The sequence below is a fragment of the Acinetobacter sp. Ag2 genome (assembly GCF_001005515.1).
In the GTDB taxonomy this organism is placed as follows: domain Bacteria; phylum Pseudomonadota; class Gammaproteobacteria; order Pseudomonadales; family Moraxellaceae; genus Acinetobacter; species Acinetobacter bereziniae.
In genome coordinates this window covers 34284-56238 of record NZ_LBNA01000057.1, presented here as the reverse complement: position 1 = coordinate 56238, position 21955 = coordinate 34284, and the positions used below count along the sequence as shown (strand labels likewise).

Below are 21955 nucleotides of genomic sequence, written 5' to 3'. Positions count from 1 at the left end.
AAGAAAGACTTACCGAAGCAAGCCTTTCTTATTCAAATCATTATTTCTTACCACCAAAAGCAACGTCAGATGCTCTATTACCAGCAAATGTTGCAATGCCTGCTAAGCTGGTTTGACTATTATAAAACTGACCTGAAACAGTACCGCCAGAAGGTCCACCTGTCCAAGATGCATTTGAACCACTAATCGTAGCGTCATTATTAATCGTTGCAGTACCTAAATTAAAGGTACGTGAACTGTCACTCAATGAACCCGTTAACTGTTTAGTTGCAAAGTTTGCAGTAAACGTACCTGACAACAAATTAGAGCCATTATAATTATTGACACCTTGAACGCTATAATTTGCAGTACCTGTAGACGGTACGCTGGTATCCGCATCTTTACCATTGTAATAAACAGTATGTGTTGCTGGATCAACTGTACCTAGACGGTTTCCACTGGCATCTTTGGCTTCGGCATTCCACTCACCAAACCAAACGTCTTGTGTAGGCACTTGTTTATAGTTGGCATAACCGATAGCAGCATGTGTTGGCGGAAGACCAGGTAAATACGGGTTTAAGCGCACCACACCATTGCCATCTGCATAGCCGTTAAAACCTGAGAATGCAACAACTGCACCGTTATAAAAGTCTTGGATTCCGAAACCTACACCCGAGTTTGGATGGTTTGGCCCCAGTGAACCTGTAGCTGCGACCTCGATTTTACTAACATCACTCGACTCACCGACTATAGCTGCCTGAGCAGTACCGACTAAACCAATAGATAGTAAAACAGCCAGTGAGATAGATTGAAGTTTCATTTTAAATTCCTCGTTATGAGTTTAAAGTTTTTCCATTAAGAATAAAAATAAAAAACTTAATGATTATCATTTAAAATAAAACATGTGCTGCACTGATTTTAATTTTTCAATTTAAGTGTAAAATCAAGGAGTACCTGTCTTATTTTCCACACATTTATTGCACACTACGTGCAATAAATTCAGTAATTATCCAAAGTTTCTTTAAAACTTATGGCTAACGCTTAACTTAAATGTTCGACCAGGTGCTGCAATTGCCGAACGGGTTAAAGGATCAATATAGAATTCGTCAGTAAGATTAGTTCCCACCAGTTCAAATAAAGTGTCCTGCTTCAGTCGATAATTGATATAAGCATCTAAAATGGTCATTGAGTTCCAAGCCAAAGGGGTATTGGCGTAATAACTCATCTCTATCCCGTTATAGTTTTTCGTTTCAGGATTTTCATATTTTTGGTAATAACTCGCTCGTGTACCCAATTCCAATTTCTGATCAAAGAAACGTCCTCCAAGCGTCAAATTTACTGAATATTTGGGAATTGCCATACTGACCAAATATCCCCCTACAAATCCATCATCGACACAGCGATTTACTGAGAACTGCTTATTTGCCCCCAAAATCATTGCTGAATTTTCATCACATACTTTATTCTTAAAACGGTAATTGGCACTCAAATCCGTAAAGAAACGTCCATTGTCAAAGCGACTTTGTAGTTCCAGTCCTTCTGTAGTGAGACTATCGACATTACTAAATGCCAAAGTTGGACTACGCTCAATCGCATTCTTGGTTTTGTTATAGTAATAAGCCAATTTAATATCGGCATAACTGCTGTTTTTGAAAAACTCAGATAGATTATGAACATAGGCGAGTTCATAGTTCGATGCATGTTCAGGTTCTAACTTATAACCACTTAAAGTTCCAGAAAAACCAAGCGTACTTTCAAACATACTTGGCATTCTATATGCTTCGCTATAGCGCAAATACATTCGACTATTCGAGTTAAAGTTAACCGTTGCTGAAGCCGTCGGTGTCCAACCACTATCTTTGCTTTTTTGCACACCTGTTTTGGTTAAGTCAATATCTTCATAAGCACTAGGAGTGCCGCTCGCATAATATCCATAATCCCGCCCCTCCACTAAAGTCCCATTTAAAAAGGGATTATTGGCAATGGTTAATTGTCCACGACTATCCTTTTGATAGTTAATCGTATTACGTTGAGTATATATATACCTTTTTAATTCTTTTTGCTTATATTCTTCCGTCCAGCCCTGAGCCAAAGCGGATGCATCTAATGTATTTCTTATTTGTTGTTCTCGTTCTGGGGTCATATTTGCTTTTTTGGTAAAATAAATCATGCTTAATGCAGTGGCTTTTTTAATCAGGTTAAACTGGGGATCACCTGCATTGACCCGTTCATTAAGAAAATCATCAAAGGCCCAATAGTTTTGATATCTTGCACCTGCATTTAGCGTCAGCCATGATACAGGCTGATAGTCAAAGTTAAAATTAAACTCTTTTTCTTCTCGACGCCCTGCTCTCGGTACCATTCGATAACCTGAATTTGTTCCGTTAATATTCGGGTCTTTATAAATATCATCTGAACTGAGCTTTTCTTTATGAAAACTTCCACCAACAGTCAAACCAAGACTAGACAGTAATTTAAACTTATTGCTCAAGGTTATTCCTTGGCGAGTATTGTCTGAGTTTGCGACGGCACTGTTCACAAAGATGCCCAAGTTCTCATTGGTATCATTGGGAAACCCACCAGAACTATAGGTATTGCTTTTGGTATCAGTTCGCCAAATATTGCTGTAAAAATCAACCAAATTATTGTTTTGAGGCTGATATTTGTATTCCATATTATAGGCTTTGGAGTCAATATGACTTAAAGGCCACTGTGGTACGCCTGTTTTGTTTTTTACCAATGCCTCCCAAGCAATTCTCGAGGGCAGTATTTCTCCGTTGGTGATTGAACTGTCCCGATAACCGAACTCTAAACGCTGTTCATCAGTCGGCTTCCATGTTGCTTTCAACAAATAAGATTCTGTTTCCAGAGATGTATTCGGAACTTCTGTACCTCCCGGATAAACTTTGGCAAGATAAGGAACATAGTTATAACGTTCCTGCGATGGTTTATTATAATATTCACTGCCATTTTTTCCGGCAAAATGATTGCCCTTATTCCGATAAGCATAAGCAGCCAATACTTCAAAGTTATCAGTACGCCCCGCCAAAGCGATACGAGTCGCAACATCATCACCTGAGTATATATTGTTCTCTTTATTCTGGCGTGCCATCTTAAATAAAGACGGATCATAATAAGGTTCGAATATTGGCTTACCTTGCCAGTTCGTTGCTACTGGCGGATAGTTGGGATTATCATAAATACTTTGACCTGTGAGTAATTGCGGTTCTCTAGGTTTCACTGCATTACTGCTGGTTTCTACTTTTATTTCTCCACCAAAATTTTTACCTTCTTTTAAAACATCATCTACAGCCAAAGTATGAATAACGACAGCACCGCCGACACCTGTGTTTACATTGCGGGTGATGGAAGGTCCTTTGATGACTTGTAGCCCACCGATTAAATTCGGATCGATATAACTACGGTTATTTGCACCGTTATAACCGCGCCATACTGTTAGTGCTTGCTCTGTCCCATCAATAAGCACTGGCACTCGTCCCGGTCCTTGAACGCCACGTATGCTTGGATCTAAAGCACCACTATTTCGAGCATCCCCACTGTATACTCCGACCATTCCCTTAAATAAGTCTGCTGGCTGAGCGCCTTTATATCGTTCTATTTGCTCTTTGCTGGCGTAGACGCTAGAAATATCTTGGTCATAAACATCATTCTGCCCTTTTGTATCTCGACTAACTGTGCCAAAAACAGTCATTGGGCTAAGTTGCACCGCATTTTCATATTCGGTGGCTGTTGATTGAGTGGTTGCTGCTGCGGTTTTGAGTTCAGCTTGAGTCACTTGCTTGAGCATATAGCCACTGCCCACTTTTGCTGCAACAAATTCAGTGGGTGCTAAAATACGCTGGAAACCACTTTCCACATCATATTGCCCAGTCAAACCAGAACTGGATTTTCCTTTTAATAAATTGGCATCTATGGCAATCGTGGTACCTGCTTGTTCAGCAAAAGTATTTAAAACACTGGCAAGTGAACCTGCTGGGATATGATAAGAACGTGATTCCAAAGTTTGCGCAGAGACGCTTTGCGCCAGCCCCATTGCACCAATCCCCACACAAGCAACATGAATAGCAAATGCCAATGATGAAACTCGAAAAGAAGATTTTGTTTGCTTTTTATCCCAAGCAGCTTTGCTCATTTTACGCCCCAGTAAATGTAAATAAGAATCATTCAACATACATAATTAAATGAATCCTAATCTTTGCTTCTACTTAATATGACGCACGAGAAATAAAAAAGTGGAACCTAGAATTAAAAATTTTTTTAAATGAAACTTGAACGGGTCTTAGACTTATGACGAAACGGAGCTTTGGGAAGCTTTCTAAATCTGATTGATCTTGATCAGGCAAGAAACTTTTGTCTTTAACCTGAGTTCGATAAAATTCTTGATAAAATATGAAACTTAAAAAAAGTCAGCCACAATTTCCTGAGACAGGACTTTATTGATAAAATGTAATCGTCTGTTCTCATTAATCAATGCGTTTCAGATCACTCATTGTTGAGTGGTGAGAGCAATGTGGTTAATTGAGATGTAAACCGACTCATAGATATAACTACTTATTTTATTGAGTCGTTACCACAGTCAGATACGGCGTGATTTGATAAATCTTGAGTTGTGGAAAAACACTATTCAACAACTTCAAAGCATTTTCAGTTTGATCTAAAGGCAACACTGCATTGACTTGGATTTTTTCCAGTTGATCCGTTTTAAATATAATTTTCGTTCGGCTATTTTGATCTAATTCCGTCAAAACTTTCGATAAAGGCATATTTTCAACAATCAACTGACCTTGCATCCATTTTTGTTGTTCGTTATGGATATTCAAATCATGAATGGGTTGTATAGCATATCCATTAAATGTGACTTCCTGCCCTGCGGATACAATCACGGAAGATGGCTTGGATGGTTCTTTAACGAAGTGAGAAGTTTGTACTTTCACTTTAGAATGCAACATCTTGAGTTCTGTAAGTTCTGGCTGATAACGAACACTAAATGCAGTGCCTAAAGCTTCGATTTGACCATGTTGTGTTTGAACAATAAATGGACGTGCTTGGTCTTTAGCGACATCTACAAATATTTCGCCTTGGACCAATTCAACGACACGTTGATTAGCAGAAAAATGTACATTGACTGCACTTTGACCACGAAATTTCAGCGTTGACCCATCGTTTAAGCTTTGAGTCTTCCATTCTCCTGCCGAAGACTTGAGGTCAGCCGTGAGGTAAGCGATTGGATGATAGGCAAGATAAGTGTAAATTCCGCCAAAACAACATAATGTAATGGCAAAGAGGCTACCATAACGTAAATTCTTTTGTTTGTTTGCACTTTGCAAACCTGCTTTCAGTACGGTTTGTGTCATTTGTTGCTGTTGCGGGGTCTGTACCAGTTTTTGAATGGAATACAGATAATGTTCAATATCTTGTGCAATTTTTTGTCGTTGTGGACTCATACTTTTCCAAGCATCAAAATCCATTTTTGCCGCTTTTTTTGTTGAATCATCATCAGCACTGAGCAATACAATCCACTCTGCGGCTTCTTCAATTAATTTTTGTTTGCTTTTCTGATCATCTATCATTTATACAAACAAATCCTTCTCTTGCTTTAACACATAACATTGCACCAAGCATGTTGCGAGATATTTTTGAATCATTTTCGTTGAAACACCAATCTGCTCGGCAATCTCTTTATGAGTCAAACCTTCAAAATAATGTAAAACAAACGCACGTTGGGCTTTTTCAGAAACAGATGCCAATGCCTGACAAATTTGATCAATCGCTTGAATAATCTGTAGTTGGTCTTCCGGTGAAGGAATCACATCTAAAAGATATTCCATTTGACCTAATTCATCCAAATACGCTTGCTCAATGCGTTTGCGGCGGACTTGATCAATCATTAAATTACGTGCGATCGTGACTAAATAAGCACGCGGCTCTTTTATCCCAAACAACTCATCACGCGTCTGTAAAATCTTGATAAAAGTATCTTGAACCAAATCAGCCGCATGTTCACTGCTACCCATCTTTTTTCTCAGCCATTGATGTAACCAAGACTGATGATCACGATACAATTGATCTACAAATGCAGGATTTTTGTTCACAATAGAATCAACTCGTTTAAGCTCACACAAATGATAATAATTATCATTTAAATGTCAAGCAGCTCTTCTCTAAAATCACTGAATTTTAAATTACATTTTTGTCGACCAATCGTATATTGTTGCGATATATGGATTAAAAATAACAATTATTTTTCTATAAAACCTTATTAAAAAAATCTATGACAGCGCATCATTTTTGTATCCAAATTTATATACCTGTCCTTATGAATATTTTCAAATAAATATAGATTTTATTGTCATCAATATAAGTGAGACATCATTTTAACCATCACAATAGAAACACTCCGACTTTTCCAAAGTGAGATGATAAGTGCTAGCACCATGTGCCAGCATCAACGCTTGAAGATGACCTTCCAAATCTTGATCATGAATCAACTGTAATTGACCACATTTTTTACAGCATATTCGGATATTGGTCTGGCAATTTTTAAATGAATAGAGTGCCTGTTCATTTCCAAGTTTAAATTTCACCAACACACCAGCTTCTTCCAACTGCCTCAAGGTCTGATATACGCCTGCAAAAGACAGCTTTTTAACCTGAGGTGATGGATTGTATAAAATTTCTGCGGCAGTGAGTTCACGCCGTGCATTTTTTAAAATATTCAGTACTGTTAATCTTGTTGTCGTCACTTTTAAATTTGCTTGTAGAAGTAAATGTTTTAATTCTTCAATATTTTTATAGGGGTTAAAGATTTCCATCCAAAGATAATCCTCATAAATTCATGCCTTAAGCCACATCCATAATTGTACGCAAATCATCATCATAATAATTGCACCGACTGCCCACGGATGAGGCACTGTCAAAATTAAAATTCCAGCTGCTACACTCATACTCAACAAAGAAAATAACTTCACTTTTGTAGGTAATGTGCGCTGGGTCTGCCACTGCTGTAAAATTGGTGCAATCAGTCGATTGTTTACAATCCAGTGATGCATTCGTTTTGAGCCTTTGGCTGCAAAAATTGCTGCAAGAAAATAAAAATCAAACGTAGGCAAACCTGGTACAACTAAACCAATGGTACCCAAAATCAAACATAAACCTGCGAGTGCAATACACACGCAACGTACCAACCATGACTTCGCCAGTTTCGGTTCTGGCAATGTCATACTGGTATTAATATCTGTTTCAGTTCCTGTTTGCTTCATGGTTTGATTCCCTTTTCAACGATTCATCATTTATTTCAGTGTTTTCAATTGTGCTAAAAGCTCACCAAAACGCTGAAAGCCTTGCATCGCTCCTTCAATAATTAGTTGTTGATCTTCTGAACTAAAATTTGCCTCATCCAGCGTTTGCTTGAAACGTTTCCATACTAAGCCTCGACCTTCTGGATATGCTGCCAAATTACGTGCACCAAACTCTGCATTAAAGCCAAATTTAGCTTGCGCTTCTTTGAGTAAAAATGCTGCACCTAATGTCGAACCTTCAGAGACATAAATCCAGCCTAATGATTGTGGAAAGCTCACGGTATGCGTCGCAATATCGCTTTGTTGTGGCTGCACACCTAAATCAGCCAAATCCTGCAATGCTGCATCAGAACGACCACGCACATCTAAATCAGGAATCAACTGTTGCACCTTTGAATCTTCATATAAATGCTCAACATCTTTCTGAAAGTAATACTGTGAAAGTGTGAATTGGGCATAATTTTCTTGGCTGGCAAAAGCACCCGATTGTTGCATCAAAACTTCCATGCGATCATGTTCTTCAGCAGTCGTTTGCTTTAAACGTTGCATTAAACTTTCTGTCATTGCTTTTTCTGTCGCTGCGTTCATAAAAATTCCTCAATAAACGTTGTATACACCTGTTAGTCCAATCAGCGGTTGCGACCAAGCTTAAGCTGAATGGGAAAATCCACCACGATAGCAACTGCTTCACCGTTTAAGATGTGTGGTTTAAATTTGGTTTTTTGTGCAGCCTGAACACCTCGTGCATCTAAACTGCTTAATCCTGTACTTTGTTTCACTTTGACATCAATCGCTTGTCCTTGAGGATTAATCTTGATAGTCAAAACCAGTAAACGCTGTTGATTCTGTAACTCACGGTCATCGTAATTCAGCTTGCCAAAGCTCAATACATCAACCTTACTGACCATAATCGGTTGTTGCGGTTTTGCTGCAGATTCAGCACTTTGCTCCTTTTTATTTTCTCGACCTTCTTCGCCACCAGATTTTTGAGTCTGCTCATTTGATTGCCCAGAAGATGACTGTTGTTTCGAAGTATTTAAATCAGTCTTGGTTTGCGTTTGCATGGATTGTTGTTGATTCGACGCTGTGCTGTTATTTGAAGATTGATCTGTTGTTTTTGTCAGTGTGGCTTTTTGAGTATTTTGTTTTGGTTGATCCATGATCGCTTTCTTGGATTCGCTACTCTGAATTACTTTGCTTTGTTTTTGCTTGGATATCGGTGTCTTAGCATTCTGTTGCTGTGTTACTGCTTGCATTTGTGATTGTGTCGAATCGGTTGCCGTATCTGTACGGCTCTCTTGAACCGTTTCTGTCTTATTCATACGGACAAAGCGAATTTTGATCGCATTTTCTGGTGAACGCGTTTCAACGAATTGATCAGTTTGTAAAAAAGTCATCGACCAAATCAATAAGACATGCCCCAGCATGACCCCACACAACGTCATATACGTTTGTCGATCATATCTACTGGTCAATACTACAGACATCAATTGAACTTAATGATGAAGTGATGAAATATTGGAAACAGCATCCTGAAATAAATTGCTCAGGATATCTTGGCTATTTGATCTGTAATGTTGAATTACCATACTCATTCCTCTTTAGCTAAATCAAAGCAGACCCATAAAAAATCTGCCTTATATCTATATAGACGAATGAGAATGGAAAAAAGCCTAATGAGAAATGTAATGAAATGTAAACTATTCTTATTTTAGTTCTGTTTTCTCTTAAATTTTATCCACCCTACTGAATCAACTTTCAATATCTATCAAGACCTTGCAAGTTTTATATAACCAAACAACCAACCGAACCAAGATATTGATTTTATTAAAATTATTTAAAAAGTATCGTGCTTATTGTCCTAAAAACCTCAGTCCTACACCTGGTTCGGTGACAATATATGTGGGTTGAACAGCGTTATCATTCAGTTTGCCTCGCAGTTTTGCCACTAAAATTCTTAAATAGTGTGTATCTTCTTGATGAGTAGGTCCCCACAAATCATTTAAAATTTGCGGTTGAGTAATCAATTGCCCTTTATGCTGGGCCAATAGGGTCAACAATTGATATTCCTTACGGGTCAATGAAATCAATTGTTGGTTTAAAAATACTTGTCGATGTGCAAAGTCAATTTTTAGCACCCCATCATCAAAACAAGCAGACTCCACAGCCACATTTTGATATTGGCGAAGCAGCACCCGTATTCGCGCCATCAGCTCCTGTACGCTAAAAGGTTTTGTCACATAATCATTGGCTCCAGCATCCAATAACTTCACTTTTTCTTCTTCACTTGAACGTACAGACAATACAATGACAGGCACATGTGACCAGACTCTTAACTCTGCCAATACTTCTGCACCGTCTAGGTCAGGTAAACCAAGATCAAGAATCACCAAATCTGCACCATGCAAAGCTAAAATTTCCAAGCCCTTTTGACCATTTTCAGCCAATAGTGTCTTATAACCTTGAGCACGAAGTGCAATATCTAAAAATTTACGAATCTGTGTTTCATCATCAATAATCAATACATTGGTCATCGAGCTTGTTGATACATTTTGCTCTGGCATGATATTTCCTTAAATCAAAAAGCAAGATTATCCAATTTGCTGGATTGGGAGTTGCATACGAATACATGTCCCTTGGTTATGTTTTGCAGAAGAAGCCATAATTTTACCCATATGTGCACCAATAATCGCTTTGACAATTGTTAATCCAAGCCCTGTACCATATTGTCCTCGATCACCACGCTCCATGGTGTAGAACATATCAAAAATTCGCTCACGCTCATCTTCAGGAATACCTTGTCCTTGGTCACTGATTGCAATTTCAATTTCATTTTCACTACATTGTACAACGTCGATACATACTGCTTTATGCTCTGGCGAAAACTTAGCAGCATTTTCAAGTACATTGAAAATAGCCTGTTCAATCAGTGCGGCATGAACATATAAACTTAAGCTCTGCTCAGGTAAATGTACTTCAACGATACTGTGTGGCATATAGCGTTTTAAACGACGCACTGCTGAACCAATTAACTCATCTACACCGATCCAATCCCGTTTAAGACTAAGCCCCTCATGTCCTAAACGCGTCATATCGAGTAAATTTTGGATATAACGGTCTAAACGTTCACCTTCTAAACGGATGGCTTCCAATAAACTGTCCTGATCTTGTTCATCCATAGAATGACGGTAATTGGTCAAAGTATCTGCTGCACCAATCATAGACGCTAATGGCGAGCGTAAATCATGTGACACCGATGAAAGCAAAGCTGAGCGCAGTTTTTCAGTTTCCGAATTAATATTGGCAATTTCCAATGCTTTGCTCAGTTGAGTTCGAGAAATTGCTTGAGCAATATATTCAATCATCGTTTCGGTTAATTGCTTTTGCTCAGTATTTAAAACGAATAAATGCTTGGGAAACTTGATTCCAACGACGCCTAAACATTGTTTAGATGCCAACAAGGGCAAAAACCACCAGTCATTTTCAGTGAGAGTTTGAGTAAATCGTCCTGAAGGTTGATGATTTTTAAAGGTCCAATCTGCTGAAATTTTCTCTTTATCACTGATGGTCAATAAAGGACTTACTTCAGCAGACAAACCTGGAAAATAAAACCAGATTTCAGCATTTAAATTTTTACTTAGGCTATTTTCTGCAATCTCTTGAACCTGCTTCAAATCTACGGCGACAGAAAGCTTTTGTCCCAAATCCTGCATAATACTGTTATAACTATTTGCCGCTTTTAACGCGACAACTTGTTCTTTTAAACGTGAAGCCAAACGGCTGGAAATTAAAGCAGCACCCAGAAAAGCGACCACAGTAATCACGCCTTGATGTGCTGAAATCTGAAAAGTAAACTTAGGTGTAATAAAGAAAAAATTATACGCCAAGAAAAATAGAATCGCTGAAAAAACCGCCGCCAACATGCGTGTTTTCGATGCAACAAAAACCACCGCGGTAATAAAAATCACTGACAGCTCTTCAATACCTAAATATTTTTCACCTAGACTCGCAATGAAAATACTCATCACCGTCGTCGATAAAACGTAAAATATTTCTCTTAGATTTAAAAACCGACTTTGTTCAAGAATCGTAGAATATGGTTTATTTTCTGCAACAATCGGCACCATACTGAGTTCAAAACTCGGTTGATATTTTAATAATTGATCTACAAAATTCTGCTTAAATTTTAAATGGAATTGAAAGCTCTTTGCCTTAGGTTGGGTGAGTACCAATGTCGAAATACCCCGATCAATCACATAATCAAACAGCGTTTTTGCATGTTGTTTACCATAGAGAATTTCTGTCATTCCGCCCAATTGACGGGTCAAATTTAAGGCGCTTTCGATCTCACGACGCTGAGAATTTTCAGATTTATGATGAATTTGAGAATCTTCTGAAAATGCCACCACAGTCCAATGTGCTTGACGATTTTCAGCTATACGACAACCTGCCCGAACTAAAGCCTCTGCATGTCCTCCACCATCTAACATAATCAGAATATGGTTTTTCAATGGAATGGGAACAAGTCCCTGTATCGAAAAATTTTCTCGAACATCGCTATCGACATGGCTGGCAACGGTTTGCATCGCCAATTCACGTAAAGCTGTCAGATTGGAATGATTGAAAAAGCGCTGTAATGCTTGTTGTGCTTGTTCAGGGACATAAACTTTACCTTGATTTAAACGCTCAAGTAACTCACTTACAGGTAAATCAATTAAACGAATATCTCGAATACGCTCAAATACACGATCTGGGACTGTTTCAGCCACCCGAATTCCTGTAATTTGAAATACCACATCATTTAAGCTTTCCAAATGCTGAATATTCATGGTGGTAAAAACATCAATGCCTGCATCCAACAATTCATTGATGTCTTGCCAACGCTTTTCATGGCGGCTATTTGGCATATTGCTATGGGCAAACTCATCCACTAAAGCAATACTGGGTTTGGTTGCAAGAACAGCATCCAAATCCATTTCTTCAAGCTGATGCCCTTGATATTCAATGACTTTGCGTGGAATAATTTTCAAGCCTGCAAGCAAGTTTTCTGTTTCGACTCGACCATGTGTTTCAACATAACCAATTACAATATTGTTGCCCTGTAAGGCTAATTCATGCGCACGCACCAACATGGCAAAGGTTTTGCCAACACCCGGAGCAGCCCCCAAAAAGATGGTGAGTCGTCCAGATTGATAGCGTTGGGTATGTTGTAACAAGACATCTGCTTTATTATTTCGATCATCTACCATAGCGCTAGTGTCTTCCAAAAATTGGCAGTGATGCCATCCTTTTTAAATGTGATTAAATCAGTTTGCTTTACTTATCATGCTATTGGTATCTATTTTATGCTGTCTTTTCAAGTTTAGAATACAAGAAAACATTGAAGCAGAATGCGATAAAAATCAAATGCTCAATTAAATTTTTATCACATCCTGTACAGCCTCTAAAAATAACCGATCCAATATGGTCTGTTGACATTTCATAAATGGTTTGCGTTGTAGGTTAAAATTGAGCAGGCATGAGGAGTATACTCCGCAAGGAAATAAAGAAAATAGCGAGACTATTTTCAACTTTCATAACATAGGCTGAGATAATTTTAGCCACAACCCTGAGCAAGAACAAAGCACTGCTTTGTTTGCAGCGCAAGGCGTAGTAGGGACTAGCGTGTTTTTTGTCGCTTCGTCGTTACGAACTACTCATTTAGAACGACTAAATTTCGTATTTCGCGCCTAGAATCGTCTAAAAAACACACTTAGTCGCAAACCTAGACGAATTGCCAACAGACCCTAATAAACTTGGCAATCTAGTGGATTATTTTCCAAGCTGATCCAGCGCTAAATTTAATTCTAGAACATTGACTCGTGGCTGCCCAAAAATTCCAAAAGTAGCTTGAGTGGTATATTCCTCAACAAATTGCACTACATTTTCTTCAGTTAAATGACGTGCTTTGGCAACTCGCTTAACCTGAATCATTGCAGACTGAACACTAATTTCAGGATCAATACCACTTCCCGAAGCAGTCACTAAATCCGCAGGAATTTTGGATTTTTCAACATGCTCTTGCTGAGCAATTTTATCCAAGCGTTCCGCAACAATATGATGTAATTCAGGATTGGTTCTTGCCATATTACTCCCTGCCATGTTCATGGGATCATAGTGTGCAGCCGATGGTCGAGCTTGGAAATATTGCGCTTGTTGAAAAGGCTGTGCGACTAGACGAGAGCCCAATACATGATTTTTTTCAATCAACAGACTTCCGTTGGCTTGTTCAGGGAAAATCAGTTGCCCAAGCCCAGTAGCCGCAGAACTATAGACAAAACCGCATAGCCCCAAAGCGACGAGTGTCAAACCAAATGAAGCACGAATTAAACTGGATAATGATAAGTCAACATTTTGATGCGTTTCAGTATTCATTTGCATATTCCTCTCTCAGTTTACAGTGCAAGCAATGGACTGATCATCAAATCAATCAATTTAATTGCAATAAAGGGCAGAAGCACACCACCCACACCATAAATCAGCATATTACGGCGTAACAATTGGGTAGAAGTTGCAGGTTTAAACTTTACCCCTCGTAGAGCAATTGGAATCAATAACGGTATAATGATGGCATTAAAAATGAGTGCTGAAAGTATGGCACTTTCAGAACTGCCCAAATGCATGACATTCAAACTATTCATTTGAGGAATGGCTGCCACAAATAATGCAGGTAAAATAGCAAAGTATTTGGACACATCATTCGCCAATGAAAATGTGGTCAAAGCACCTCGGGTAATCAGTTGCTGTTTACCGATCTCAACGACAGACAAAAGCTTGGTTGGGTCTGAATCCAAATCCACCATATTTCCGGCTTCTTTGGCAGCCTGTGTTCCCGAATTCATTGCCAGACCAATATCCGCTTGCGCCAATGCTGGCGCATCGTTGGTACCATCCCCGACCATAGCAACCAAATGCCCTTTATTTTGCTCAGCACGAATACAGCTTAACTTATCTTCAGGTTTGGCTTCTGCAATATAGTCATCTACCCCAGCTTCCGCTGCGATTGCAGCTGCAGTCAGTGGGTTATCTCCTGTGACCATCACAGTTTTGATTCCCATTTCACGCAAACGTGCAAACTTTTCCTTGATGCCTTGCTTAATCACATCAGAAAGTTCAATGACCCCAAGAATATTTTTGTCTTTTGCAACGACCAGCGGCGTTGCACCTTTGGATGCCACCTGCTCTACACGGGTTTTTAACTCACTATGATTTTCTAGACGCTGTGAGGCAAATTGAAGAATTGCATCCAATGCTCCCTTACGAATTTGATGTCCATCACTTAAATTTATGCCTGAGATGCGTGTTGATGCACTAAAGGCAATAAACGCAGCATGCTCAGGTTCGCTTACACGTTCCCCCAACTCTTTTGCCAAGGCAACCACTGACTTTCCTTCGGGCGTAGGATCTGCAAGCGATGTTAATATGGCAGCTTGACGAAGTTCTGATTCAGTTACACCGACTAAAGGATAAAAAGCTGTTGCTTGACGGTCGCCATAAGTAATCGTTCCTGTTTTATCCAACAGCAACACATCCACATCACCTGCAACTTCAACGGCTTTACCTGATTTCGCAATCACATTGGCTTTTAATGCTCGGTTCATCCCAGCAATCCCAATTGCTGGCAATAATCCGCCAATCGTGGTGGGAATTAAGCAAACCAGTAATGCTACTAATACAATCGGATTGATTTCGATTTTTAAGAAATGTCCAATAAACGGTAAGCTGAGCACCACCACGATAAAAGTTACAGTCATGACGGTCAGTAAAATACCCAATGCAATTTCATTCGGTGTTTTTTGTCGATTGGAACCTTCAACCAATGTAATCATACGATCAAGGAAACTATGCCCAGATTCGGCTGTAACTTGTACAATGATCTGATCAGTTAAAACTTTAGTTCCGCCGATCACGCCAGACTTGTCTGTTCCTGCTTCACGTAACACAGGTGCAGACTCCCCAGTTACCGCAGCTTCATTGATGGTGGCAAAGCCCTCAATAATTTCACCATCCGCTGGAATCAATTCACCTGCACGAACTTCAATCAAATCATTCATTTTTAATTGGGTTGCTGCAATCTGCTCACCCTCCGTATCTGTTTTAGATTTGAGTCGTCGTGCGGTCAAATTTTGGCGAGCTTGTCGTAACGAAGAGGCTTGACCTCTCCCCTTCGCTTCCGCAATCGCTTCGGCATAGTTGGCAAAAAGTACGGTGATAAATAAAATCAAGGTGACTGATAGACCAAATAATACATTTGCTTTGCCCATCACTGTACTGATCAAAGTAATGATCGTACCCAGCCATACGATTGCCATAACAGGATTTTTTATCGCATGTTGTGGGAGTAATTTAACCCATACATTCTTCCAAGCTTCAGCTTGAAAAAGCGTAGAAGATTTATTTGTATTCAATTGTTTTGAAGGATTCATTTGATTCACCCTAACCTTGTACCAATAACAGATGATCAGCAATCGGTCCTAAGACTAGGACTGGCATAAATTGTAATAAGGTCAACATCACCACAATGGCAATCAGCGTAAAAGCAAATGTTGGGGTCTCAACTTTTAAACTGCCTTTGCTTTCAGGCGCTTGACGTTTAGCAGCCAAACGTGCAGCAATAATGAGCGGTATGATTAAAGTCGGAAAGCGACCAAGTAATAAAGCAATAACACATGTGACATTCCACCACACCGTATTGTCTGCCAAGCCTTCAAAACCTGAACCATTATTGGCAAAAGCAGAAACATATTCGTACAGGACTTGGGAAACCGCGTGATATTGTGGATTACTGTTACCCGTCAATTCAGGGAAAAATAAAGCAATTGAAGTTAAAGTGAGAATCACAATGGGTTGAATCAAAATCACCACTGCCAATAATTTAATTTCGCCTGCTTCAATCTTACGTCCGAATAATTCAGGAGTACGTCCTGTCATTAAACCTGCGATAAAGACAGCCAAAAACAGATAAATAATGAATTGCTGTAAACCACAACCAATCCCACCCCAGATGGCATTTATCAGCATGTTGGCGAGCGCCACTAGACCTGTTAAAGGGGATGCCGAGTCATGCATCATATCCACTGATCCATTGTTGACTTGTGTGGTCACTGCTGCCCAAAGTGCGGAAGATGCTTCACCAAAACGTAGTTCCTTTCCTTCCATTGCATAGAGTTGTGATGCCGTAGAAGAAAGGCTTTCAGACCAAATCGCAATGGTCGCAGAAAGCACGGACATGAACAGCATTGAACCAAAGACAAAGCCTGCAAATTTTGCGCGTTTGGTGAAAAAACCCAACATGAAAATAACAGAGACTGGAATCAGTAAAATGGCAATCATTTCTAAAAAATTCGAAAGTGGTGTTGGATTCTCTAATGGCACACTACTGTTTGGTCCATACCATCCTCCCCCATTACTACCGAGTTGCTTAATGGCAACCATCGGTGCAACAGGACCTAAAGGAATTTTTTGTGTTTTTAATTCAGTGGATTGATCTACTACTTGAACGTCTGGACCACCTTGAAAAGTTGCTGGAACGCCTTGGCTATTCAATAACAATGACCACGCCATACACAACGGAATCAAAAAACGAAATGTAGGGCGAATCACATCTGCCCAATAGTTCCCGACATTTATTTTTTGAACTTTACTGTTAAATGGTATTGAATGATCTGCTGTGGAAAAATCATTTGTTGGTAAAGAGAATAAAGCACGGACTGTTGCAACAACCATCGCCAACCCCATCATTGGAGTGATGATTTGCAAACCAACGATCCCCACCATCTGAGACAAATATGACAATTGGCTTTGACCAGAGTAATGCTGTTGGTTGGTATTGGTTAGGAATGAAACCATCGTATGCAGTGCCAAATCCCATGACATATTAGGTGCATGATTTGGGTTTAGTGGCAGACTGGCTTGGAACATAAACAACAACCAAGTGATCAATCCAATCACCAAACAACTGATCACAAAACTCAGTGAATAGGTTTTAACATTCATCCCCTGTTTAGGGTCTGTCCCCAATAGCGCATAAATCGGCTTTTCAATCCAATTGAACAGTGGGTCAATTTTCATCTTGCGATTCTGCATAATCCATGCAAGATACTTTCCTAAGGGATAAGCCAGTGCAGTCACAATGACCAAGAGCAAAATAAACGCTAACATGACCTTGCTCCTTGGTTTGAAAGACTGAACTGAGACATGCCAATCTTATTAATTTGGGCATATTTTTTAAGTTTTTGTCGTAAGCATATTTTTGGATGCTGTACTTGTTGATGCGCTATATATTTAGCACTCATCTTTTCCATCCTAAACACTGGGATATTCCATTACCCAGTATCTGAAAATAGCCCGTAAACTCTCTATTCACGGTCAGATCAACCGCGTAAAAATTTCGTAAAATTTTGTCTTTTTTCATTTATAAGTAGCGTTAAATACATTAAAAAGGTTCAATTTTTTAAATTCTCGTTTATTTCATTTATGGAAAATTTTGAACTATTAAAAGCTTTATTTTTGGGGCTTATTGAGGGTCTGACCGAGTTTTTACCGATTTCCAGTACTGGTCACTTAATTCTATTTGGTCATTTGATCGACTTCCACTCAGATTCAGGTCGAGTATTTGAAGTGGTGATCCAACTCGGGGCAATCTTGGCTGTATGCTGGTTATATCGTCAAAAAATCATCGAATTAGTACGCGGCTTTTTCTCAGGTGATATACATGCCAGACGTTTTACAATCAATGTCTTGGTTGCCTTTATACCCGCTGTGGTGATTGGCGTACTTGCTGTTGACTTTATTAAACAGGTGCTGTTTAGCCCCCTAGTTGTTGCTTTTGCTTTAATTATTGGCGGTTTGATTATTTTTGCCGTTGAAGCCAGAAAGTTTGAGCCAAAAACCATAGAAGCCACCGACATCACCTTGAAACAAGCTATTTTGGTGGGTTTTGCACAATGCGTTGCCATGATCCCTGGAACTTCACGTTCTGGTGCAACGATTATTGGCGGAATGTTATCGGGCTTATCACGAAAAGCAGCCACTGAATTTTCATTTTTCTTGGCAATGCCAACCATGTTAGGTGCTGCAACCTATGATTTAATTCGTAATGCTGATGTTTTAACGTCTGATAATCTGATGAATATTTCAGTAGGCTTTGTTGCTGCATTTATTGCCGCTATTTTGGTGGTAAAAGCTTTGGTAAAATTTGTTGAAAAACATACATTAAGAGTCTTTGCATGGTATCGTGTTGTATTGGGTATTATTTTATTGATTGTATTTTTATAAAAAAGTTAAATCGTTTGAACTGGCTATGATCTGGTTGTTATGATTTTGCCCTACCTCTATCGACCCACATTCACTGTGGGTCTTTTTTTAAGTTTAAATTCCCTGAATAGTTTAGAAATATCTTGAACACTTTAAATCATTGAACATGGTCAACATGAAAATTCTATAAGGCATAAGACCATACGCGCTCATTATTCCTGACTATGAGCATTCATTTCATTTTGTGAAAACGCTTCATATTGAGTTTCATCCTCCAAATCATCTGGACGACCAAAACCATATCGAGCACCAAATTGAGACAAATAAACGCCAATATTAGGACGTGGATTACGTGTTGGAAATACAGTAGAAATCGAGTGTTTATATATAATCTGAATTTGCCCCATAGTATTTTTTAGCAAAACAACATAAGGATCAAAGGACTCAATATGCCCTTGTAGTTTAATTCCATTGACTAAGAAAATATAAACAGGGATATGCTCTTTTCGAAGTGCATTCAAAAAGGGATCTTGTAAACTTTGATTTTTTGACATTTTTTCAACTCCAAAATTAAAAATAGGGATCAGACTCGACTAAGTTGTTAAAACTATTCATCCATGAAGCCCACACATTATGTTGTTCAAAACTAGACCATAGCGTGTAAGCTCCTACTCATGTCTCAGTATTGCATCCCGATTTTCATTGGATTATTTAGAAGTTTTATTTGACATTTTTGAATGATCCATTTTCGACATATCAGTCGAGTTTCCATGCTGATGTTGTGAATGATCATTTTTTTGAGTTTTACTTTCCTTGGTTGGTTTACAAGGCTCTTTACACTTCTCTTGTTTTTTTACTGTAGTTTTACCGTCAGCTGTTTTATGTTCATCACCATGTGCCCAAGTTTGTGTAGTGCCGATTAATGCACCTATACACATGAATACCATTACACTTTTACTGAATATTTTTTGCATTTTGTCACCCAAGTTGGCTTTGATTCGCTCTACAATAAGACAGTGACTCAAACTTCAAGATGACATGAAAATGACATTTATGTCATTCATGGGCATATTTGCTTTTATAACGTTATGATGACACCGAATGAGATAGGCACTTGAGGAAATTACAATGAGAATTTTATTGGTCGAAGATGAACAAAAAACTGGTGATTATCTCAAACAAGGTTTATCTGAAGCTGGTTATATGACTGATTGGGTCACAGATGGACGCATGGGCAGACATCAAGCGCTTTACGAAGAATATGACCTTATTATCTTAGATGTCATGCTGCCAGAGCTAGATGGTTGGCATATCATTCATGATGTCCGTAAAAGCGGAAAAACCATGCCTATTTTGTTTTTAACCGCACGTGATCAAATTGAAGACCGAGTTAAAGGACTGGATCTAGGTGCAGATGATTATTTGGTTAAACCTTTTGCCTTTGCAGAATTATTAGCACGTATTAAAAGTCTGCTTCGTCGTGGACAACAAAGAGAAGACAGTAACTTAATTCGGATTGCAGATCTTGAGCTAGATTTAAGAAAACGTCGTGTTACCCGCGCAGGACAACGTATTGATCTCACTGCAAAAGAATTTGCACTGATGGAATTATTCATGCGCAGACGCGGAGAAATTCTTCCTCGAGCACTCATCGCATCGCAAGTTTGGGACATGAACTTTGACAGTGACACCAATGTGGTTGAAGTTGCAATTAAACGTTTGAGAAATAAAGTCGATCAAGATTTTATGCCGAAACTGATTCAAAATGTTCGCGGAATGGGCTATGTGCTTGAGGTAGAAGATGAGTAATCGGCTGTTTAACGCTTTAAGTTTTAGAATTGCCATTATTTTTTCTTTTTCTACCATTACTATTCTAATGACAATGGGATTAGTCATCCATAAAGGCGTCACACGGCACTTTGAGAAAGAAGACCAAAAGTTACTTGATGGAAAAATCCAACTCATTCATAGCCTATTAGCGCAAAACCCCACCGACTCGTTTGAGCTGTCCATCTCATTAAATGATGCACTCATTGGGCATGATAATCTGATTGTTCAAGTTGAACGACCAACAGGTAAGATTATTTTTAGTTCAACCAATGCCATTATTGCCACACAGAAAAACACCAAATCTCAGCACTATCCGTGGATTGAATGGAAAGTACAAGATAAAACCTATCGTGGATTTATTTATAAAAAAGATATTAAAAGCAATAACATTGTTCAATCTACCCAAATTCTAGTGGGTATCGACACCTCCGAGCATTTAATCTTTTTAAACGAGTTTAGACGCCAACTGTTTTATATCGGTTTAATTGGTACACTGTGTTTAATGTTTTTGGGCTGGTATGCCGCATGGCGAGGCTTACGTCCTGTGCAAAGAATGGCGAAAGTCGCAGAAAGTATTTCCGCGCAACATCTTTCTGTTCGTTTAGAACTTAAAAATACCCCTTTGGAATTAAAACCTTTGACCATTGCATTTAATGAAATGCTCGATCGTTTGGAATTTGCGCTGGAAAAGCTCTCAGACTTTTCATCAGATTTAGCCCATGAAATCCGCACTCCGATCAATAACTTAATGACACAAACACAAGTTTGTCTTTCTCGTAGCCGTGATATAGATGCCTATAAAGAAGTTTTATTTTCCAATTTAGAAGAGTTTGAACATCTGGCAAGAATCGTCTCGGATATGTTGTTTTTAGCAAAAGCAGAAAATGGTTTAACTTTAGCCAAAGTTGAACAGATTGATTTAGCTACAGAAATCGAAGCATTATTTGAGTTTTATGATGCGCTCGCTGCGGAAAAAAATATCCGTTTTGAACAATCAGGTTCAGGTAAAGTCAATGCTGATCCAACCATGTTACGCCGTGCTTTAAGCAATTTATTTTCCAATGCGATTAAATATGGAAAAGCAAATTCAGTCATTCGTGTTAAATTTCAACAACAAACAGAAAATACTTTATTTTCGATAGAAAATGAAGGTCCTGCCCTCTCTCCAGAACAATTATCACGTGTATTTGATCGCTTTTATCGGACTGATGCATCTCGTCAAAGAGTTGAAGATGGCACAGGGCTTGGCCTGGCAATCACCAAGTCAATATTGGATATGCACAACGCACTGATTTATGCAGAATCTAGAGATGGGCTGGTGATTTTTTCGATTATTTTTAAGAATTAATACTTTGACTAAGCATTTCAATCACAATTGCGAATCAATAGGCAAATATCCTCAATCCACCTGATTATTCATAATAAGTGATTCGATTTCAATTATTCATATTCAATAAACTTTATGCTTTTATAAAAATGATTAAACGCTTTTAGAGATTTATTTTTCAATCATAGATGGTCTTTCTAACCTA

Annotated in this window: 16 protein-coding genes and 2 pseudogenes; 3 read left to right on the top strand and 15 right to left on the bottom strand. The window is 38.8% G+C overall.

The window, feature by feature from the left end; genetic code table 11:
- Positions 1-40 precede the first annotated feature (40 nt).
- From AAV97_RS17085 to kdpA, 13 genes and pseudogenes are all read right to left on the bottom strand, one after another.
- The gene (locus AAV97_RS17085; RefSeq protein WP_046761196.1) at positions 41-799 is read right to left on the bottom strand and encodes a Slam-dependent surface lipoprotein; all 759 of its coding nucleotides are present in this window, start codon (positions 797-799) and stop codon (positions 41-43) included.
- 201 nt (positions 800-1000) lie between these two features.
- Complete coding sequence (locus tag AAV97_RS17080; protein WP_046761301.1) at positions 1001-4132, bottom strand: TonB-dependent receptor; 3132 nt, start codon at positions 4130-4132, stop codon at positions 1001-1003.
- A 424-nt stretch (positions 4133-4556) separates the two neighbouring features.
- On the bottom strand, positions 4557-5570 hold the full coding sequence (locus tag AAV97_RS17075) for a FecR family protein (protein ID WP_046761195.1): 1014 nt from the start codon (positions 5568-5570) through the stop codon (positions 4557-4559).
- A pseudogene (locus AAV97_RS17070) lies at positions 5571-6139 on the bottom strand (sigma-70 family RNA polymerase sigma factor).
- 235 nt (positions 6140-6374) lie between these two features.
- Positions 6375-6812, bottom strand: a complete 438-nt coding sequence (locus AAV97_RS17065) for a Fur family transcriptional regulator (protein ID WP_004828689.1) — start codon at positions 6810-6812, stop codon at positions 6375-6377.
- Positions 6813-6833: 21 nt separating this feature from the next.
- Positions 6834-7259 (bottom strand): YbaN family protein, encoded by a 426-nt coding sequence (locus tag AAV97_RS17060; RefSeq protein ID WP_009586455.1) that lies wholly within the window; start codon positions 7257-7259, stop codon positions 6834-6836.
- A 30-nt stretch (positions 7260-7289) separates the two neighbouring features.
- A complete protein-coding gene (locus AAV97_RS17055; RefSeq protein WP_009586442.1) occupies positions 7290-7886 on the bottom strand; it encodes a biliverdin-producing heme oxygenase in 597 nt (198 codons plus the stop codon).
- 41 nt (positions 7887-7927) lie between these two features.
- On the bottom strand, positions 7928-8785 hold the full coding sequence (locus AAV97_RS17050) for a TonB family protein (protein WP_046761194.1): 858 nt from the start codon (positions 8783-8785) through the stop codon (positions 7928-7930).
- Positions 8786-9151: 366 nt separating this feature from the next.
- Positions 9152-9862 carry a response regulator gene (locus AAV97_RS17045; RefSeq protein WP_004828685.1) on the bottom strand — a complete coding sequence of 237 codons (711 nt, stop codon included), beginning with the start codon at positions 9860-9862 and terminating at the stop codon, positions 9152-9154.
- A 27-nt stretch (positions 9863-9889) separates the two neighbouring features.
- Complete coding sequence (locus AAV97_RS17040) at positions 9890-12547, bottom strand: sensor histidine kinase (protein WP_046761193.1); 2658 nt, start codon at positions 12545-12547, stop codon at positions 9890-9892.
- A 562-nt stretch (positions 12548-13109) separates the two neighbouring features.
- The gene (gene kdpC / locus AAV97_RS17035; RefSeq protein ID WP_004828681.1) at positions 13110-13712 is read right to left on the bottom strand and encodes a potassium-transporting ATPase subunit KdpC; all 603 of its coding nucleotides are present in this window, start codon (positions 13710-13712) and stop codon (positions 13110-13112) included.
- A 20-nt stretch (positions 13713-13732) separates the two neighbouring features.
- Positions 13733-15763 carry a potassium-transporting ATPase subunit KdpB gene (gene kdpB / locus AAV97_RS17030; RefSeq protein ID WP_046761192.1) on the bottom strand — a complete coding sequence of 677 codons (2031 nt, stop codon included), beginning with the start codon at positions 15761-15763 and terminating at the stop codon, positions 13733-13735.
- A 10-nt stretch (positions 15764-15773) separates the two neighbouring features.
- Complete coding sequence (gene kdpA, locus AAV97_RS17025; RefSeq protein ID WP_046761191.1) at positions 15774-17498, bottom strand: potassium-transporting ATPase subunit KdpA; 1725 nt, start codon at positions 17496-17498, stop codon at positions 15774-15776.
- Between the two features lie 315 nt (positions 17499-17813).
- Here kdpA and AAV97_RS17020 point away from each other — a divergent pair, with 315 nt between their 5' ends.
- Complete coding sequence (locus tag AAV97_RS17020; protein WP_046761190.1) at positions 17814-18614, top strand: undecaprenyl-diphosphate phosphatase; 801 nt, start codon at positions 17814-17816, stop codon at positions 18612-18614.
- A 269-nt stretch (positions 18615-18883) separates the two neighbouring features.
- Here the strand turns inward: AAV97_RS17020 and hfq are convergent.
- Positions 18884-19147, bottom strand: a pseudogene (hfq, locus tag AAV97_RS17015) (RNA chaperone Hfq); the annotation flags it as partial.
- 153 nt (positions 19148-19300) lie between these two features.
- A complete protein-coding gene (locus tag AAV97_RS17010) occupies positions 19301-19567 on the bottom strand; it encodes a hypothetical protein (RefSeq protein WP_010590876.1) in 267 nt (88 codons plus the stop codon).
- Between the two features lie 154 nt (positions 19568-19721).
- On the opposite strand from AAV97_RS17010, the gene AAV97_RS17005 reads away from it, so the two are divergent.
- Positions 19722-20402, top strand: coding sequence for a heavy metal response regulator transcription factor (locus AAV97_RS17005; protein WP_004828666.1), 681 nt, complete (start codon positions 19722-19724; stop codon positions 20400-20402).
- On the top strand, positions 20395-21771 hold the full coding sequence (locus AAV97_RS17000; RefSeq protein WP_046761189.1) for a heavy metal sensor histidine kinase: 1377 nt from the start codon (positions 20395-20397) through the stop codon (positions 21769-21771). The genes AAV97_RS17005 and AAV97_RS17000 overlap by 8 nt, the downstream gene beginning before the upstream one ends.
- Positions 21772-21955 lie beyond the last annotated feature (184 nt).

What these genes read in the sequence shown, in the direction of transcription:
- AAV97_RS17045 (WP_004828685.1), bottom strand. Translation starts at nt 9,862, where the DNA reads ATGCCAGAGCAAAATGTATCAACAAGCTCGATGACCAATGTATTGATT.
- AAV97_RS17020 (WP_046761190.1), top strand. Translation starts at nt 17,814, where the DNA reads ATGGAAAATTTTGAACTATTAAAAGCTTTATTTTTGGGGCTTATTGAG.
- kdpB (WP_046761192.1), bottom strand. Translation starts at nt 15,763, where the DNA reads ATGAATCCTTCAAAACAATTGAATACAAATAAATCTTCTACGCTTTTT.
- AAV97_RS17055 (WP_009586442.1), bottom strand. Translation starts at nt 7,886, where the DNA reads ATGAACGCAGCGACAGAAAAAGCAATGACAGAAAGTTTAATGCAACGT.
- AAV97_RS17040 (WP_046761193.1), bottom strand. Translation starts at nt 12,547, where the DNA reads ATGGTAGATGATCGAAATAATAAAGCAGATGTCTTGTTACAACATACC.
- AAV97_RS17050 (WP_046761194.1), bottom strand. Translation starts at nt 8,785, where the DNA reads ATGTCTGTAGTATTGACCAGTAGATATGATCGACAAACGTATATGACG.
- AAV97_RS17080 (WP_046761301.1), bottom strand. Translation starts at nt 4,132, where the DNA reads ATGAGCAAAGCTGCTTGGGATAAAAAGCAAACAAAATCTTCTTTTCGA.
- AAV97_RS17005 (WP_004828666.1), top strand. Translation starts at nt 19,722, where the DNA reads ATGAGAATTTTATTGGTCGAAGATGAACAAAAAACTGGTGATTATCTC.
- AAV97_RS17065 (WP_004828689.1), bottom strand. Translation starts at nt 6,812, where the DNA reads ATGGAAATCTTTAACCCCTATAAAAATATTGAAGAATTAAAACATTTA.
- kdpA (WP_046761191.1), bottom strand. Translation starts at nt 17,498, where the DNA reads ATGTTAGCGTTTATTTTGCTCTTGGTCATTGTGACTGCACTGGCTTAT.
- AAV97_RS17075 (WP_046761195.1), bottom strand. Translation starts at nt 5,570, where the DNA reads ATGATAGATGATCAGAAAAGCAAACAAAAATTAATTGAAGAAGCCGCA.
- AAV97_RS17085 (WP_046761196.1), bottom strand. Translation starts at nt 799, where the DNA reads ATGAAACTTCAATCTATCTCACTGGCTGTTTTACTATCTATTGGTTTA.
- AAV97_RS17060 (WP_009586455.1), bottom strand. Translation starts at nt 7,259, where the DNA reads ATGAAGCAAACAGGAACTGAAACAGATATTAATACCAGTATGACATTG.
- kdpC (WP_004828681.1), bottom strand. Translation starts at nt 13,712, where the DNA reads ATGAATACTGAAACGCATCAAAATGTTGACTTATCATTATCCAGTTTA.
- AAV97_RS17000 (WP_046761189.1), top strand. Translation starts at nt 20,395, where the DNA reads ATGAGTAATCGGCTGTTTAACGCTTTAAGTTTTAGAATTGCCATTATT.
- AAV97_RS17010 (WP_010590876.1), bottom strand. Translation starts at nt 19,567, where the DNA reads ATGCAAAAAATATTCAGTAAAAGTGTAATGGTATTCATGTGTATAGGT.